The following is a 15,527-nucleotide window of genomic DNA, read 5'->3' on the forward strand; positions in this document are numbered from 1 at the left end:
CAATCAGTGGGGTTTTGGTGTGAATCCGATCACGTAGCGCCATGGGAACTAAGGCAGGTCGAGATTACACAATCTTCAACTGCTACTATATTTATAGCTGCTTGCGCACGTTCTACGAGGGCAGCTAGCGGCCTATTCGGCATATATATAGTGCTGCGCAAGAGCTTGATCAGCTTCCGCGAAGGCGGCAAGCAGCGACGAACCTTCGGCACTCGATGCGTGTCTGCGGCCTCCACCAGCGCGGTCATGCCGGGCGCACTGCCTGCTGAAAGGCGCTTTGCGCTGGTGGCAGTGCACCCAACATCACCGCTTTGCTATTGCGTGAGTCTGTAGCTTTGGTCAGTGGCCAATGCGGAGTACCGCAATGGCCAGGCACCACGAAGCTGGCGCGTAGCATCCTCCAGCAGCGCGGCCATGTGTCGCCGCGCTTGGTGGCAACGGCACATCACCGCTTGACTCGGTTCGATGCTCTGTAGTCCCAGTCAGTGGGCACGGCGCAGTACCGCCATGCCCAAGGACCACAAAGCTGTCGCGTGGTGTGCGTGGCAGTTGTGGCACTCGCCCGCTACGGCCACCCGCTTCGCTTTTACATAACGCCGCATTGCCCTCAGTGCCCGCCAGTCGCTGCGCTAAAGCTCCGCTTGGTGCCGGTCACCGCTTCGCGCCCTGTCGGGTGAAGGCAACAGGCGTTATGCAAAGTGGCCTTCGCTGGAGTCGGTCGCACAGCCGTCGGCGCTTCCCGGTCGTTGGCACGCCCTACGCGCCGCCGTCTGCGCGCCCTTGTGGCTGTCGTGGCACCGTGGCATTGGTCAGGCGCTGCGCGCTGTGTGGTCAGTCAGTGGTCTGCGGCCAGTCATGTGGTGTGTGCCCCCGCCCACCCTTGTGCTTCGCCGCTGCGCGGCATCAGCCCCGCGCTGGTCTGCCCGTCCGCCCCCCATGGGGGCTCCCTCAGCCCGCGCGCCTATTGGGTTGGCTTTGCTACATGTTTAGTAGCTAGTCACGCACGGAATACGGGGGCTACAGGCCTAACGGCCTGTAAGCCAGCGTGGCCGCTGGCTTACCTTCTATTGCGACTTCGCACAAGGGGGTATCTAAGGTACTTCCTGAGCAAACTCACTCACGGGTGAATTGAACGGTGCGTGCGTTCTAGTTTGGAAACTACTCCTAGGGGGTAGTAATGTTGGATACGCACTTTCCGCCAGCTTTTGCAGCAGTGGGGGCAATGGTGGGGGCAATTTGACAAACTAGAGCCAAAAAGAAGAAAGGACTTAGAGCATTTCTACTCTAAGTCCTTGATTCATATGGTCGGTGTGAAAGGATTCGAACCTTCGACCCCTTGCACCCCATGCAAGTGCGCTACCAGGCTGCGCCACACACCGATCGAGCCTCAAATTATAGCGTGAGTTTCAGCTGCTTCAGGCTTCGATCATCAGAAGTTCACGAATATCGAGCAATTCCTTTTTTACCTGTTGCCATTCCATGTAGACCTCGGCCACCACCGGAATGTCTTCAGCAGACTCTTCCAAGTCGTCCAACTCCATGTCGCCGAGTTCAAGAACCTCGACACCATCGAGCATGACTTCGCCGTGACGCTTTTTGTCGCGTTCGGTTTGCAGGATTTCCTGCATCTTGTTTCTCGCACCGCTGATGGTGAAACCCTGGTCGTAGAGCAAATCGCGAATACGGCGAATCATCAAGACCTCGTGGTGCTGATAGTACCGGCGATTGCCGCGCCGCTTCATTGGGCGCAACTGCGTGAATTCCTGCTCCCAATAACGTAGCACGTGAGGTTTGACACCGCACAGGTCACCGACTTCACCGATCGTGAAATAGCGCTTTGCAGGAATGGGTGGGAGCGTTTTCTCCATTGAAATCAATGCTGTACGAGACAAAGCGTAGAGGTTACTCTAAGTTTTACCTGTCTGCAAAGTTTCGATGGAGATGTGGCGAGAAATAAACCTGACGCCACGTCAATGCTCAAGAACCGGACTTGCCTTCGTCCTGAATTTGCTCTTTGAGCTTATGGCTGGCGTGAAAAGTGACCACGCGTCGAGCTTGAATTGGAATCGCCTCACCGGTCCGTGGATTGCGGCCGGGCCGTGGCGCTTTGGTACGGATCTGAAAGTTGCCAAAGCCGGAAATTTTGACGTCAGTGCCCTCGACAAGACTGCTGGCAATCAGGTCAAAGAAGGCGTCAATCATGTCTTTCGACTCACGCTTGTTCAGTCCGATCTGCTCAAAGAGCAGATCGGAAAGTTGAGCCTTGGTCAGCGCCGGGGTTTCCAGACTTTCTACAGAAAATTCCATCACTGTACCGTTCTGTTTTGCAAAGTTCAGGCGCGCTGGCGGGCACCCACCGAAGTGACCAATTGATCAACCACCGCTTTCATGGCGGATTCGATTTGGTCTTCGGTGAGGGTGGACTCGTCGCTGTTCAATGTCACGCGCAATGCCAAGCTGCGATCGGTGCTGCCGGCAATGACTTCGGCATCCTTGGCCAGCTTGGGGCGGTAAACGTCGAACAACTGAACATCACGCAGCAAGCCTTGAGTGGGTGCGCTTTTGACAGCGGCGATTAGGTCGGCATGGGTCACCTGATCTGCCACCACCACAGCGATATCACGCTGAACCGCTTGGAACTTGGCAACGCTTTGGAAAGCGGGCACCTGGCGCGCCAGCACCGCATCCAGCTCCAACTCGAACACCACCGGGGCTGCAGCCAACTCATACGATTGACGCCACTTGGGGTGCAACTCCCCCACAAAGCCGATCGAGCGCCCTTGGATCTTGACCTCCGCGGTACGACCGGGATGCAATGCGGGATGCGTTGCAGGCACGAACTCAGCTTTGAGTGGCGCGAGCAAGGCTTCTACATCGCCCTTCACGTCGAAGAAATCAACAGATTGCTCTTTGCGAGCCCATTGCAAGGTGTCTGCCCCACCGCTGGCCAAGCCGGAAACCCGCATGGGTTGGTCGAAGCCTTCTACCGTCGTATCCGTGCTCTTCACTGCGGCGTCGCGCAAGAATACGCGACCAATTTCAAACACTCGCACACGCGGCGCTTTGCGGGCGAGGTTAAACCTCAGCACCTGCAACAAAGAGCCGATCAGGCTACTGCGCATCACACTCATTTGGCTGGCGATCGGGTTCAGCAACTTGATCGGACTGGGGTTACCCGCCAGCTCGTGTTCCCAGCGCTCTTCCACGAAACTGAAGTTGATGGTTTCTTGGTAGCCCAAAGCGGCCAGCGAGCGCCGCACTGCGAACGCGCTACGCTGGGCCTCCTGTCGGATCTTGGCAGTAATGGGCGCTTGGGGTGGTGTGTGCGGCAGGTTGTTGTAACCCACCATGCGGGCGACCTCTTCAATCAGGTCTTCTTCAATTTGCAAATCGAAGCGGAAAGATGGGGGTGTCACCGTGATCAACCCGGGCTCTTCTTGCACCGGCAAACCGAGGCGGCGCAGCGCATCCGCACATTGCGCTTGGGTCAGCGGCATGCCGATCACTTTGACCGCGCGTGCAACGCGCAAGGTCACCGGAGTTGCAGCAGGCAATGCCGCCACTACATCGTCTACCGCACCGCATTGAGTTTCTGGCGTGCCGCATATATCGATGATGAGCTGGGTGATGCGCTCAATGTGCTCCACCGTCTGCTGAGGATCTACACCGCGCTCAAACCGGTGGCCGGCATCGGTCGAAAAATTGAAACGACGTGAACGACCGGCGATGGACTTGGGCCACCAGAAAGCCGCTTCGAGGTAGATGTGACGGGTATCGTCAGACACTGCGGTAGCGTCCCCGCCCATGATGCCGGCCAGAGATTCGACTTGCTGGTCATCCGCAATGACGCCCACCTTCTCATCGAGGGCTACTGTATTGCCGTTGAGGAGTTTGAGCTGTTCGCCAGGCTTGGCCCAGCGGACGTCGAGACCGCCGTGGATTTTGTCGAGGTCAAAAATGTGGCTGGGGCGGCCGAGCTCGAACATGACGTAGTTCGAAATATCGACCAAAGGACTGACACTGCGTTGGCCACAGCGAGCCAAGCGGTCCACCATCCATTGCGGTGTAGTGGCCTTGGTATTGACATTGCGGATGACTCGGCCGGAAAACCGCCCACACAGATCGGGTGCGCTAATCTTGACCGCCACTTTGTCCTGAATCGCAACAGGTGCTTGCGGGAACTCGGGCGCCAGCAAGGGGGCACCGGTCAATGCAGACACCTCACGCGCAACACCGTACACACTTAGACAATGCGCGAGGTTGGGCGTCAGCTTGAGGGTGAACAAGGTGTCGTCCAAGTACAGATATTCGCGGATGTTTGTGCCCAACGGTGCATCCAAAGGCAGCTCCATCAGACCACCATGGTCTTCAGACAGCTTGAGCTCGCGTGCGGAGCACAACATTCCCTGGCTTTCCACACCGCGCAGCTTGCCGACCTTGATCAGGAAAGGCTTGCCATCTTCGCCTGGGGGCAGCTCTGCACCCACCATGGCACATGGAATACGGATACCAACGCGTGCATTGGGTGCACCACAAACAATATTCAGCAGCTCGGCCTGGCCTACATCGACCTTGCAAACGCGCAAGCGGTCGGCATTGGGGTGCTGCTCGGCTTCCTTGATCTCACCCACGACGATATGGGTAAATGGTGGTGCAACGGGCTTGAGTTCTTCGACCTCGAGCCCTGCCATAGTCAGGGTTTCGGCGAGTTGGGCGGTAGAAATGGCGGGGTTGCAGAAAGTGCGCAACCAGGATTCTGAGAATTGCATGTTCGAGACCGGCGTGTGTGTTGTTCTTGTGGATTACTGAAATTGCGACAGGAAACGGACATCACCGTCAAAGAACAGGCGCAGGTCATTCACGCCATAGCGCAACATGGTCAAGCGATCAGGCCCCATACCGAAGGCAAATCCGATGAATTTCTCAGGGTCGAGACCCATGTTACGGATCACATTGGGATGCACTTGGCCAGAGCCTGCGACTTCCAGCCAGCGACCAGCGAGCGGGCCGGTTTGGAACTGGATGTCAATTTCTGCGCTGGGCTCGGTGAACGGGAAGAAGCTGGGGCGGAATCGCAACACCAAGTCGTCCGATTCAAAGAAGGTACGGCAAAAGTCAGTAAAGACGAACTTCAAGTCTTTGAAACTCACGTTCTCGCCCACCCACAGGCCTTCGCACTGGTGGAACATGGGCGAATGGGTCGCATCGCTGTCCACACGGTAGGTGCGGCCTGGAGCGATAACACGGATTTCTGGCATATCACCGGAGTAGAGGCCTTCCGCTGAAGCGCCAGCGGCCGCGCGGTGGGCCTTGACGTGCTGAACCGCGTACCGGATTTGCATGGGGCTCGTGTGGGTACGGAGCAGGTTCGGCGCTGCCTCGGAACCACCTTCTACATAGAAGGTGTCGTGCATCGAGCGAGCAGGATGGTCTTCGGGGGTGTTGAGCGCGGTGAAGTTGAACCAGTCGGATTCAATTTCGGGGCCTTGGGCCACATCAAATCCCATCGAACCAAAGATGGCTTCAATCCGCTCTAGTGTCAGGGACACCGGGTGCAAACCGCCCTGCCCGCGCTGACGACCTGGCAACGTGACGTCCAGCGCTTCCGCTTGGAGCTGGGTCTGCAGCTCGGCGTCGGCCAGTGCTTGGCGACGCTCGGTGAGCGCGGCCTCGATGGCTTGCTTGGCCAAGTTGATAGCGGCACCGCGGGATTTCTTCTCCTCCACGCTGAGGGCGGCCATGCCCTTCATCAGCTCGGTGATCTTGCCGGATTTTCCCAAAAACAGGGCTTTGGCATTTTCCAGATCAGCCGGCGTGAGAGCTTGCAGGAATGCAGCTTTAGCGGTGTCAACGATGTCGTTCAACTCGGTCATAAATAGGTACTTGACGATTCAGATCAATGAAAAAGGGCTAGTGCTTTTTCAAGCGCTAGCCCTTGTTTCTGGTGCGCGGAGTGCTACTGAATCAATAGCACTCTGCTGCGGACTCAAGCAGCCAGTTTGGCTTTCACTTGTTCCACGATGCCAGCAAAAGCAGCCATGTCATGGATTGCGATATCAGACAGAACCTTACGGTCGATCTCGATACTGGCTTTCTTCAGACCATTGGCAAACTGGCTGTATGTCATGCCACATTGACGGGCTGCAGCGTTGATACGCGCAATCCACAACTGACGGAACACACGTTTCTTGGTACGGCGGTCGCGGTAGGCATATTGCCCAGCCTTCATTACCGCTTGTTTAGCGATACGGTAGACATTACCGCGGCGACCGCGGAAACCCTTTGCAAGGGCCAGAACTTTTTTATGGCGGGCGCGAGCCGTTACACCACGTTTGACGCGAGGCATGTGATTACTCCTTGTACGTCGTTAATTAAATACCACGACCGGGCAACATCTGTGCCATGTGACCCATATTGGTCTCATGAACTCCAGTGGAGCCGCGCAAGTGGCGTTTATTTTTAGTGGTCTTCTTGGTCAAGATGTGACGTTTGAAGGCTTGACCGCGTTTCACGGTACCACCTGGACGGACGCGGAAGCGTTTCTTCGCCGCGCTCTTGGTCTTCATTTTGGGCATATTCATGCTCCTTTTCATTTGTGCTCGTGAGGCGTCTGAGAAACTTTCCCAGCCTTGTTGGCCCCGAGCCACTTGTGCGAGGCTATTTCAGACCTCGCTTTGCAAGGCCGCTTACGCAACCCTGCTCATCACAAACAGGTGACCGGACCTGTCTGCAAAATTTAACCTGCTGCTTCTGCAGCTGGCTTTGGTGAACCACCCGGCTTTTTACGGCCTGGTGCGATCATCATGATCATCTGGCGGCCTTCGAGCTTCGGAAACTGCTCGACGAGGATGGTGTCACCCAACTCATCACGCATCCGCTGCAACATCGCCAAACCGATTTCCTGGTGGGTGATTTCACGACCGCGGAAACGCAAAGTGATCTTGCACTTATCGCCATCCGCCAAGAAACGCCTGATGTTGCGCATCTTGATGTTGTAGTCGCCGTCATCAGTACCCGGGCGGAACTTGATTTCCTTGATCTCAATGACCGTCTGCTTGGCTTTCGCTTCCGCTGCCTTCTTTTGCTCTTGGTATTTGAACTTGCCATAGTCCATCAACCGGCACACAGGCGGGTTGGCAGTAGCGGCAATTTCAACCAAGTCAACGTCGAGGTCGCCCGCCATGCGGAGCGCCTCCATAAGGCTGACGACACCCAGAGGCTCGTTCTCAGGCCCGGAGAGGCGAACCTCGGGGGCCATGATTTCACGGTTCAAACGGTGTTTACGTTCTTCGCGCTGGCGGCGGTCACGAAATTCAGTAGCGATGGCTCAATCCTTCACAATATCTGCTACACAAACTGTAGCGGTTGCCGCACAGCGCGCACCAACAAACCATTCAATCCTTGGAAATCTCTTCAGGAAGCTTTGTTGGCAATGTCTGAGGTGATACGTTCAATAAACGACTCCAGAGGCATTGCACCGAGGTCTTGACCACCCCGGGCACGCACTGCGACAGCGCCTGCCGCCATCTCTTTGTCACCAATGACAATTAGGTACGGCAGCTTCTGCATCGAATGCTCCCGTATTTTATAGGTTATTTTCTCGTTGCGCAGATCTAAATGGACCCTAAGCCCTTGATCCTGCAGCGTTTTCGCGACGTTCCGGGCATATTCAGCCTGTGCATCCGTGATATTCAGCACGGCAATTTGCACTGGCGCTAACCAAGCAGGCAAAGCTCCCGCGCTTTCTTCGATCAAGATTCCGATGAACCGCTCTAGGCTTCCGACGATCGCGCGGTGCAGCATCACAGGGCGATGGCGGCTGCCGTCCTCCCCGACAAATTCGGCGTCCAAGCGCTCCGGGAGGTTGGGATCCACCTGGATAGTGCCGCATTGCCACGGCCGACCCAGCGCGTCTTTCAGTGTGTACTCAATTTTGGGGCCGTAAAAAGCGCCCTCACCTGGCAAATACTCAAAGTCGCATCCGGATGCGCGCAAGCCCTCTGCCAAAGCGTTTTCCGCACGATCCCAGCTCTCTTCGGTCCCGATACGCTTCTCGGGGCGAGTCGACAATTTGTAAATGATGTTGGTGAAACCGAAGTCTTTGTAGACCTTTTGCAGCAGCGTAGTGAAGGTTTTCACCTCCTCTTGGATCTGGGCTTCCGTACAAAAAATATGTCCATCGTCTTGAGTGAATGCGCGGACACGCATGATCCCGTGCAAGCCACCTGATGGCTCGTTACGGTGGCACTGGCCAAATTCACCAAAGCGCAGTGGCAAGTCGCGGTAGCTCTTGATACCCTGCTTGTAGATCAGGATGTGGCCCGGGCAGTTCATCGGCTTCAGGGCGTAGTCGCGCTTTTCACTTTCGGTGGTGAACATGTTCTCGCGGTACTTGTCCCAATGGCCTGTTTTCTCCCACAAGCTTTTATCAATGATCTGGGGGCCCTTGACCTCTTGGTAGCCATTGTCCTGGTACACCTTGCGCATGTACTGCTCAACACCCTGCCATAGCGTCCAGCCCTTGGGATGCCAAAACACGGTGCCGGGCGAGTGCTCGTCAATATGGAACAAGTCGAGCTCGCGGCCGAGCTTGCGGTGGTCGCGCTTCTCAGCCTCTTCCAGCATGGTCAAGTACTGCTGCAACTCATCTTTGGTGGCCCACGCGGTACCGTAAATCCGCTGCAACATTTCATTTTTGTGGTCACCGCGCCAGTAGGCGCCTGCCACCTTCATCAGTTTGAAGTGCTTGAGCTTGCCGGTGCTGGGCACGTGGGGACCGCGGCACAAGTCCTCGAACTTGCCTTCGCGGTACAGCGAAACATCTTCGTTTGCCGGAATACTGGCAATGATCTCCGCTTTGTACTGCTCACCCAAGCTCTTAAAGTACTCCACCGCCTCGTCACGCGGCAATACGCGGCGAACCACCGGCTCATCTTTGCCGGCCAATTCAGTCATCTTCTTTTCGATGGCGACCAAATCTTCGGGGGTGAAGGGGCGTTTGTACGAAAAGTCGTAAAAGAATCCGTGCTCAATCACAGGGCCGATCGTCACTTGCGCATCAGGAAACAACTCTTTGACGGCATAAGCCAACAAGTGGGCCGTGGAATGTCGAATGACTTCCAGCCCATCTGCATCTTTGGCTGTGATGATAGACAACGCACTGTCCGCCGACATCTGAAAACTGGTGTCGACCACCTTGCCGTCCACTTTGCCCGCCAGCGCAGCCTTAGCCAATCCGGCACCAATAGAGGCCGCGACCTCAGCGACAGTTACCGGGCCGGGGAATTCACGTTTGGAGCCGTCAGGAAGTGTGATGTTGATCATGGTGGTGTCTAAAAAGAGGATTCAGAAAAACAAAAAGCGCGGAATGGTCCGCGCTTTACTATGAATTTGGTAGCTGATTGCGCACAAGGCGCGCGGACTACGGCCTTATTGCACAGTGAATGTTGCCGGAGTAGTTCGCGGTGTCATAACCAAACTGCCTTTCTCGCTCTTATACAAAGTTGAGCGGCTATTTTACCCAATAAAAAAGGCCGGGCGCCTTGTGAGCTGCCCGGCCCTCGCTCCACAGCGGGTTGCTTAGTGGAACTGCTCTTCTTCAGTGGAACCAGTCAGCGCCTTCACGGAGGAGGAACCGCCCTGGATCACGGTGGTGACGTCGTCAAAGTAGCCAACACCCACTTCTTGCTGGTGGGACACGAAGGTGTAACCCTTTTCACGTGCGGCGAATTCAGGCTCTTGCACCATTTCGGTGTAGTGCTTCATGCCTTCGCCCTGGGCGTAAGCGTGGGCGAACTGGAAGGTGTTGAACCAGTTGATGTGAATGCCGGCCAAGGTGATGAACTGGTACTTGTAACCCAGTGCAGACAGGTCTTCCTGGAAGGACGCGATCTGGCTGTCGCTGAGGTTCTTCTTCCAGTTGAAAGAAGGCGAGCAGTTGTAAGACAGCAACTTACCAGGGCATGCCGCGTGAACCGCTTGGGCAAATTCACGTGCAAAGCCGATGTCTGGCACGCCGGTTTCGCACCACACGAGATCAGCATACGGTGCGTATGCAACGCCACGGCTGATGGACTGTTCCAAGCCGTTTTTGACACGGTAGAAGCCTTCTTGCGTGCGCTCACCGGTAATGAACGGCTTGTCGTTTTCATCATAGTCGCTGGTGATCAGGTTGGCTGCTTCAGCGTCCGTACGAGCGAGAATGATGGTAGGCACGCCCATGGTGTCTGCTGCAAAACGCGCTGCGATCAGCTTCTCGATCGCTTCGCGGGTAGGCACCAGAACCTTGCCACCCATGTGACCGCACTTCTTCACAGCTGCCAATTGATCTTCGAAGTGCACACCGGCAGCACCCGATGCAATCATGTTCTTCATCAGCTCAAAAGCGTTCAACACGCCGCCGAAGCCTGCTTCAGCATCCGCCACGATTGGCAAGAAGAAATCGATGAACTCTTTGTCGCCGGGGTTGATACCGCGACCCCATTGGATTTCGTCAGCGCGCTTGAAAGTGTTGTTGATGCGACGCACCATGGTCGGCACCGAATCGTAGGCGTACAAGGACTGGTCGGGGTACATCGTCTCGGATGTGTTGCCGTCAGCAGCCACTTGCCAACCAGACAGGTACACGGCTTCCAAGCCAGCCTTGGCTTGCTGCATGGCCTGGCCTGCAGAGATGGCGCCAAAAGCATTCACGTAGCCCTTCTTGGCGCCACCGTTGACTTTTTCCCACAATTTTTCGGCACCACGCTGAGCCAAGGTGTATTCAGGCTGCACGCTGCCACGCAAGCGAACCACGTCTGCAGCGGAGTAACCGCGCTTGACGCCCTTCCAGCGGGGATTGGTCGCCCAGTCTTTTTCCAGGGCTGCGATTTGCTGTTCGCGGCTCAATTGTTCTTTGATGGATTGCGGCATGTGAACACTCCTAGGTTGATTGAATGGTTCGGCAGCCTTGACGCTGTCGATGAGTGAATTCTAAGTCTTATATAAGACAGAAGTCCAATCTTATGTCTTATATAAGACATAAATTTTCTCATTAAAAATCAATGACTTAACTGAGATGTACTGCAATATGAAATGACTTCATACGATCCGAAAATCGAACACGTCGAATCAACCAAGGAATTTCCACATTGCGATATTGAAATGTAAGTCGCAAAAAATCGAAGAACACTACACGCCGTTAATACGCATCAGCGTAGCGATTTAATTCCCAATCACTGACAGCTTGATGAAACTCGCTCCACTCCTGCCGCTTGACGGCAAGAAACTGCTCGACGAAGCCATGGCCCAATGCCTCAGCCAAAAAGGTGTCATTCGCCAAGCAGTCAAGTGCATCAATCAAGGTCCGCGGAAGAGCTGGCGGTAAAGCGGCACCGCTGGCCGCCTTCGCATAAAGATCCACATCGCAAGGCTCCGGAGGGACTAAAGCCTTGTCGATACCGTCTAGACCTGCCAATAGAGTGGCAGCTATCGCTGCATACACATTGCAAGACGGGTCAGGGAGCCGCCACTCCAGGCGCCCCGCCACTGTCCGCACCAGACAGGTCCGGTTGTTGTTGCCATAGGACTTCCAAACAGGCGACCAAGTCGTCCCGGATGCACTGGCACTACTCGCCAACCGCTTGTAACTGTTAACAGTCGGTGCGCAAATCGCGGAAAGCGCATCCGCATGCGCCAGCAAACCAGCTGCAAACTGGTGCCCCAAAGGGCTCAGCCCCAAAGTGTCCTGCTCACTACTGAACACCGCCTCCCCCTGGGCATTGGTAATGCTCACATGAAAATGCAATCCACTACCGGGTGCATGGGCCAGTGGCTTGGGCATGCCGCTAAACACCATTCCATGCCTCTCGGCCACCGCATGGGCCGCGATCTTGAACAGCATGAATCGATCTGCGGCGGCAAGCGCGTCGTCAAATCGGTAGTTCACCTCGTATTGCCCCGTCGCATCTTCATGATCGATTTGCTGGAGTTCAAAACCCAAACTCACCAAAGTCTGGCGCATGTCATCCAAATAGGCCGCGTTGCGGTGTATCGACTTCAGGTCGTAAGACGGCTTGGACAACTGGTCACCGTCATCGGCAATCACCCAACGGCCATTTCGCTTATTCAACAAAAAGAACTCAGGCTCTATGCCAACCCACATGGTCCAACCGCGCGAGCGCAGCCGCTCAACGGCTTTCAGGAGCAACTGTCGTGAGCACGTTTCCAGCGGAACGCCATCGGCGTAGCCATCACAGACCGCGTGCGCCACTCCGGGCATGAAAGGCAAAGGGCGTATGGTTTCTGGAATGATGCGCCCATAGTATTCGCTACGCGGTCCAAAACGAGGCAAACCAGTACCCCAGATACTGGGCCCGGCGAAGCCAGCTCCGACCTCCACCCACTCCTTCAAGTTCGCCACAGGAACCAACTTGCCTTTGGCGACCCCGTGGATATCTGTGAACTGAGCTAGTAGCGAATGGATGCCTTGTGCGTGCAAGGCCCCAATCAGCGCCGGGTAATCATGCATAAAAACCCCTATGGCGCTCACCCATCGTACGGAGCGCGCTACAAAAACAATAGCAAATCAACAGCCTTTAAGCGGTGGGCGACTGCAGTACACCTGTCACAGCCCTTGAGGCTGCAGCAATCTCACGCTCACGTTTACGCGTCTGGCGTGCCACCCAGATGCTGTAGCCCACAATCACAGTGGTCACCGTAACGATCAGCAAAGTAGCGGCTGCATAGATCGTCGGATTGATACCGCGGCGGGCATAGCCGAATATGACCTGAGGCAAGGTATTCACCCCCGGACCCGACAGAAACTCTGAGATCACCACATCGTCAAACGACAAAGTAAAGCTCAGCAAAAACGCCGCCAAAATGCCTTGGGCGATGTTGGGGAGTGTGACTAGAAAGAACACCTCATGAGGTCGTGCACCCAAGTCCATGGCGGCCTCTTCCAACGAACGGTTCACTTCCAGCAGGCGGGACTGAATCACCACCATGCCATAGGCCATTCCCAACAGAGTGTGGCCCAAAATAATGGTGAACATGCCGCGTTCGGGCCAACCGAACACATTTTGGGCGCCGACCATCAACAACAAGAGTGACAAACCAATCACCACCTCAGGCATCACCAAAGGTGCATTGACCATGCCAGAGAAGGCGGTACGGCCGAGAAAACGGCGGTAACGCACCAGTACAAATGCGGCAAAAGTGCCCAACACAGCAGACAGCACGCCTGTGACCAGTGCCACTTGTATGGATAACCAAAACCCTTCGACAATTTTGGTATCCCGCGTCAGGGCTTCGTACCAGCGAAGGGAGAATCCCGTGAAGTTGGCATCCTGACGGGTGCTGTTAAACGAGAACACCACCATAAACAACAGCGGCATGTAGAGGAACAGATACACCAAAGCCAACCAGGCTTTGCCGAAATGCTTTTCTATCCAGGCTTTCATGGCGATCCTTAATGCTTGGGCTCAGCGGCTTCGCCGGTGTAGCGGTAGTACAGGGCCAAAGGCACCACAATCAGGCCAATCATCACAACGGCTAAGGCGCTGGCCCGGGGCCAGTTGTTGCTGGTGAACATCTCATCCCAGACCACCCGGCCAATCATGATGTTCTCTGGCCCACCTAAGAGCGAGGGAATCACAAATTCACCGACCGAAGGGATGAAAACCAACATGAAGCCGGCCACGATGCCCGCTTTGGACAATGGCACCGTCACCAACCAAAAGGCTTTGAACGGCGATGTTCCCAAGTCGTAGGCCGCCTCCAGAAGACGGAAATCCATCTTCACCAAGTTGGCGTAAAGCGGCAAGATCATGAAGGGCAGGTAGACATAGGTCATGCCGACCAACATCGACACATTGGTATAGAGCATCTGAATCGGCTCCGACGTCAGCCCCACCGCCATCAGCAGTTGGTTGATGACCCCCTGATCCGCCAAAATCCCTTTCCATGCATAGACCCGCAGCAGAAAGGAAGTCCAAAACGGCAACATCACCATCATCAACAGCGCGGGCCGCACACTCGGCTTGGCACGGGCGATGAAATACGCAAACGGGTAGCCAATCAACAGACACAGTACCGCCGTGCAAAGCGCATACCAAATGGAGCGCAGATAGGCCTCAATGTAGAGCGTCTGGAAAAGCGCCCCACCCTCTCCGGTTCGGAAGATGGACCAGTAATTCTCGTACTTCAACTTCAACAGACCCGTTCCCGAATCCCAAATCGGCTTGAACGGGTTGATGTCATTGCCCATGTCTACAAAACTGATGTAGACCAGAATCAGAAAAGGCAACAAAAAGAAAATCAGCAACCAACTGAATGGCACACCGATCACAAATCGGCGTCCGGGGGAAGGCAAAGGGTTCGTGGACATAAGCGACCTCAATCCCGCAACACGATGCCGGAACGATCACCCCACCAGAAAAACACATCGTCCTCCCAGGTGATATCGCTCAGGTCTTGGCGCGAGGTGTTGGCCTCGGTGATCTTCACCCGGGTTCCGTCCGTTGCGATCACGATGAAGGTGTTGTACGAGCCGAAATAAGCGATCTCTTTCACCTTCCCGGTGAACACGTTCACATTGACCGCCGGGCGCGTCTTGCTGATTTCGATTTTTTCAGGCCGCACAGCGATGCCCACCGGCATGTTGAGCGTGCCGCTCACACCATGGCCGACTTGTATCTCGCCGATACCGGTGACTGCGGCACAGCGGTCGACTTCGTCTACGCTGAGGCGACCTTCAAACACATTCACATTGCCAATAAAACCGGCCACAAAACGGTTGGCCGGATGTTCATAGACTTCTTCAGGGGTCCCCACTTGCAAGACACGGCCTTTGCTCATCACCGCAATACGACTTGCCATGGTCATGGCTTCCTCCTGGTCATGGGTCACCATGACACACGTAACGCCCACCTTTTCGATGATGTTGACCAACTCGAATTGGGTTTGCTCGCGCAGTTTTTTGTCGAGCGCGCCCAAGGGCTCATCCAACAACAACAATTTGGGGCGCTTGGCCAAACTGCGCGCCAACGCCACCCGCTGCTGCTGCCCGCCTGACAGTTGGTGGGGCTTACGCTTGGCATAGGCGCCCAGCTGAACCAAATCCAGCATCTCGCCTACACGCTGCTTAATTTCGTCTTTGGGCAGGCCCTCCCGCTTCAAACCGAAAGCGACGTTCTCCCAGATATCCAGGTGGGGAAACAGCGCATAGCTCTGGAACATCATGTTGATCGGGCGGTCATAGGGTGCCAACTTGGCCACGTCCTGCCCACCAAGCAAGATGCGCCCTGAGGTCGGCGACTCAAAACCAGCCAACATGCGCAGCAAGGTCGACTTACCACAGCCCGAGCTCCCCAAAAGGGCGAAGATTTCACCTTGGGCGATGGATAGCGAGACTTCGTCGACAGCAACAGCTTCGTCAAAGCGCTTTACCAGTTTCTCGGTGACAAGATATCCCACTTTGTCGGGTTGCACTGCCATGTGATTGACCTTTGATGATGTCTCTAGATGCAAAAAGGGCTGTTCATACC

The 15,527-nt window shown here is 55.5% G+C and carries 13 protein-coding genes and 1 tRNA gene; all 14 read right to left on the reverse strand.

All coding sequences use genetic code 11. The features are described 5' to 3' along the window. Positions 1–1,302 precede the first annotated feature (1,302 nt). The 14 genes from RAE19_RS01105 to RAE19_RS01170 all read right to left on the reverse strand — a co-directional run bounded on the left by RAE19_RS01105 (position 1,303) and on the right by RAE19_RS01170 (position 15,477). Positions 1,303–1,379 (reverse strand) — tRNA-Pro (locus RAE19_RS01105). 36 nt (positions 1,380–1,415) lie between these two features. Further along, positions 1,416–1,868, reverse strand: a complete 453-nt coding sequence (locus RAE19_RS01110) for a MerR family transcriptional regulator (protein ID WP_313873185.1) — start codon at positions 1,866–1,868, stop codon at positions 1,416–1,418. A gap of 109 nt (positions 1,869–1,977) precedes the next feature. Further along, entirely contained in the window at positions 1,978–2,307 is a 330-nt protein-coding gene (locus tag RAE19_RS01115) for an integration host factor subunit alpha (RefSeq protein ID WP_313873186.1), read from the reverse strand. 26 nt (positions 2,308–2,333) lie between these two features. After that, entirely contained in the window at positions 2,334–4,769 is a 2,436-nt protein-coding gene (pheT, locus tag RAE19_RS01120) for a phenylalanine--tRNA ligase subunit beta (RefSeq protein ID WP_313873187.1), read from the reverse strand. 33 nt (positions 4,770–4,802) lie between these two features. Next, positions 4,803–5,873: a phenylalanine--tRNA ligase subunit alpha gene (pheS, locus tag RAE19_RS01125; RefSeq protein ID WP_313873188.1), complete on the reverse strand. Its 1,071-nt coding sequence runs from the start codon at positions 5,871–5,873 to the stop codon at positions 4,803–4,805. Positions 5,874–5,986: 113 nt separating this feature from the next. Continuing rightward, on the reverse strand, positions 5,987–6,346 hold the full coding sequence (rplT, locus tag RAE19_RS01130) for a 50S ribosomal protein L20 (RefSeq protein ID WP_313873189.1): 360 nt from the start codon (positions 6,344–6,346) through the stop codon (positions 5,987–5,989). A gap of 25 nt (positions 6,347–6,371) precedes the next feature. Then, positions 6,372–6,575, reverse strand: a complete 204-nt coding sequence (rpmI, locus tag RAE19_RS01135) for a 50S ribosomal protein L35 (RefSeq protein WP_094481090.1) — start codon at positions 6,573–6,575, stop codon at positions 6,372–6,374. Positions 6,576–6,736: 161 nt separating this feature from the next. Continuing rightward, the gene (gene infC / locus RAE19_RS01140; protein WP_313876151.1) at positions 6,737–7,324 is read right to left on the reverse strand and encodes a translation initiation factor IF-3; all 588 of its coding nucleotides are present in this window, start codon (positions 7,322–7,324) and stop codon (positions 6,737–6,739) included. An 89-nt stretch (positions 7,325–7,413) separates the two neighbouring features. Next, complete coding sequence (gene thrS / locus RAE19_RS01145; protein ID WP_313873190.1) at positions 7,414–9,324, reverse strand: threonine--tRNA ligase; 1,911 nt, start codon at positions 9,322–9,324, stop codon at positions 7,414–7,416. Positions 9,325–9,579: 255 nt separating this feature from the next. Beyond that, positions 9,580–10,911 (reverse strand): isocitrate lyase, encoded by a 1,332-nt coding sequence (gene aceA, locus RAE19_RS01150; RefSeq protein WP_313873191.1) that lies wholly within the window; start codon positions 10,909–10,911, stop codon positions 9,580–9,582. A 268-nt stretch (positions 10,912–11,179) separates the two neighbouring features. Then, entirely contained in the window at positions 11,180–12,508 is a 1,329-nt protein-coding gene (glnT, locus tag RAE19_RS01155; protein WP_313873192.1) for a type III glutamate--ammonia ligase, read from the reverse strand. Between the two features lie 67 nt (positions 12,509–12,575). Further along, complete coding sequence (locus RAE19_RS01160) at positions 12,576–13,442, reverse strand: ABC transporter permease (RefSeq protein ID WP_313873193.1); 867 nt, start codon at positions 13,440–13,442, stop codon at positions 12,576–12,578. An 8-nt stretch (positions 13,443–13,450) separates the two neighbouring features. Then, positions 13,451–14,368 (reverse strand): ABC transporter permease, encoded by a 918-nt coding sequence (locus RAE19_RS01165; protein ID WP_313873194.1) that lies wholly within the window; start codon positions 14,366–14,368, stop codon positions 13,451–13,453. Positions 14,369–14,376: 8 nt separating this feature from the next. Beyond that, positions 14,377–15,477, reverse strand: a complete 1,101-nt coding sequence (locus RAE19_RS01170; protein WP_313873195.1) for an ABC transporter ATP-binding protein — start codon at positions 15,475–15,477, stop codon at positions 14,377–14,379. Positions 15,478–15,527 lie beyond the last annotated feature (50 nt).

The sequence above is a fragment of the Rhodoferax potami genome, assembly GCF_032193805.1.
Classification (GTDB): domain Bacteria; phylum Pseudomonadota; class Gammaproteobacteria; order Burkholderiales; family Burkholderiaceae_C; genus Allorhodoferax; species Allorhodoferax potami_A.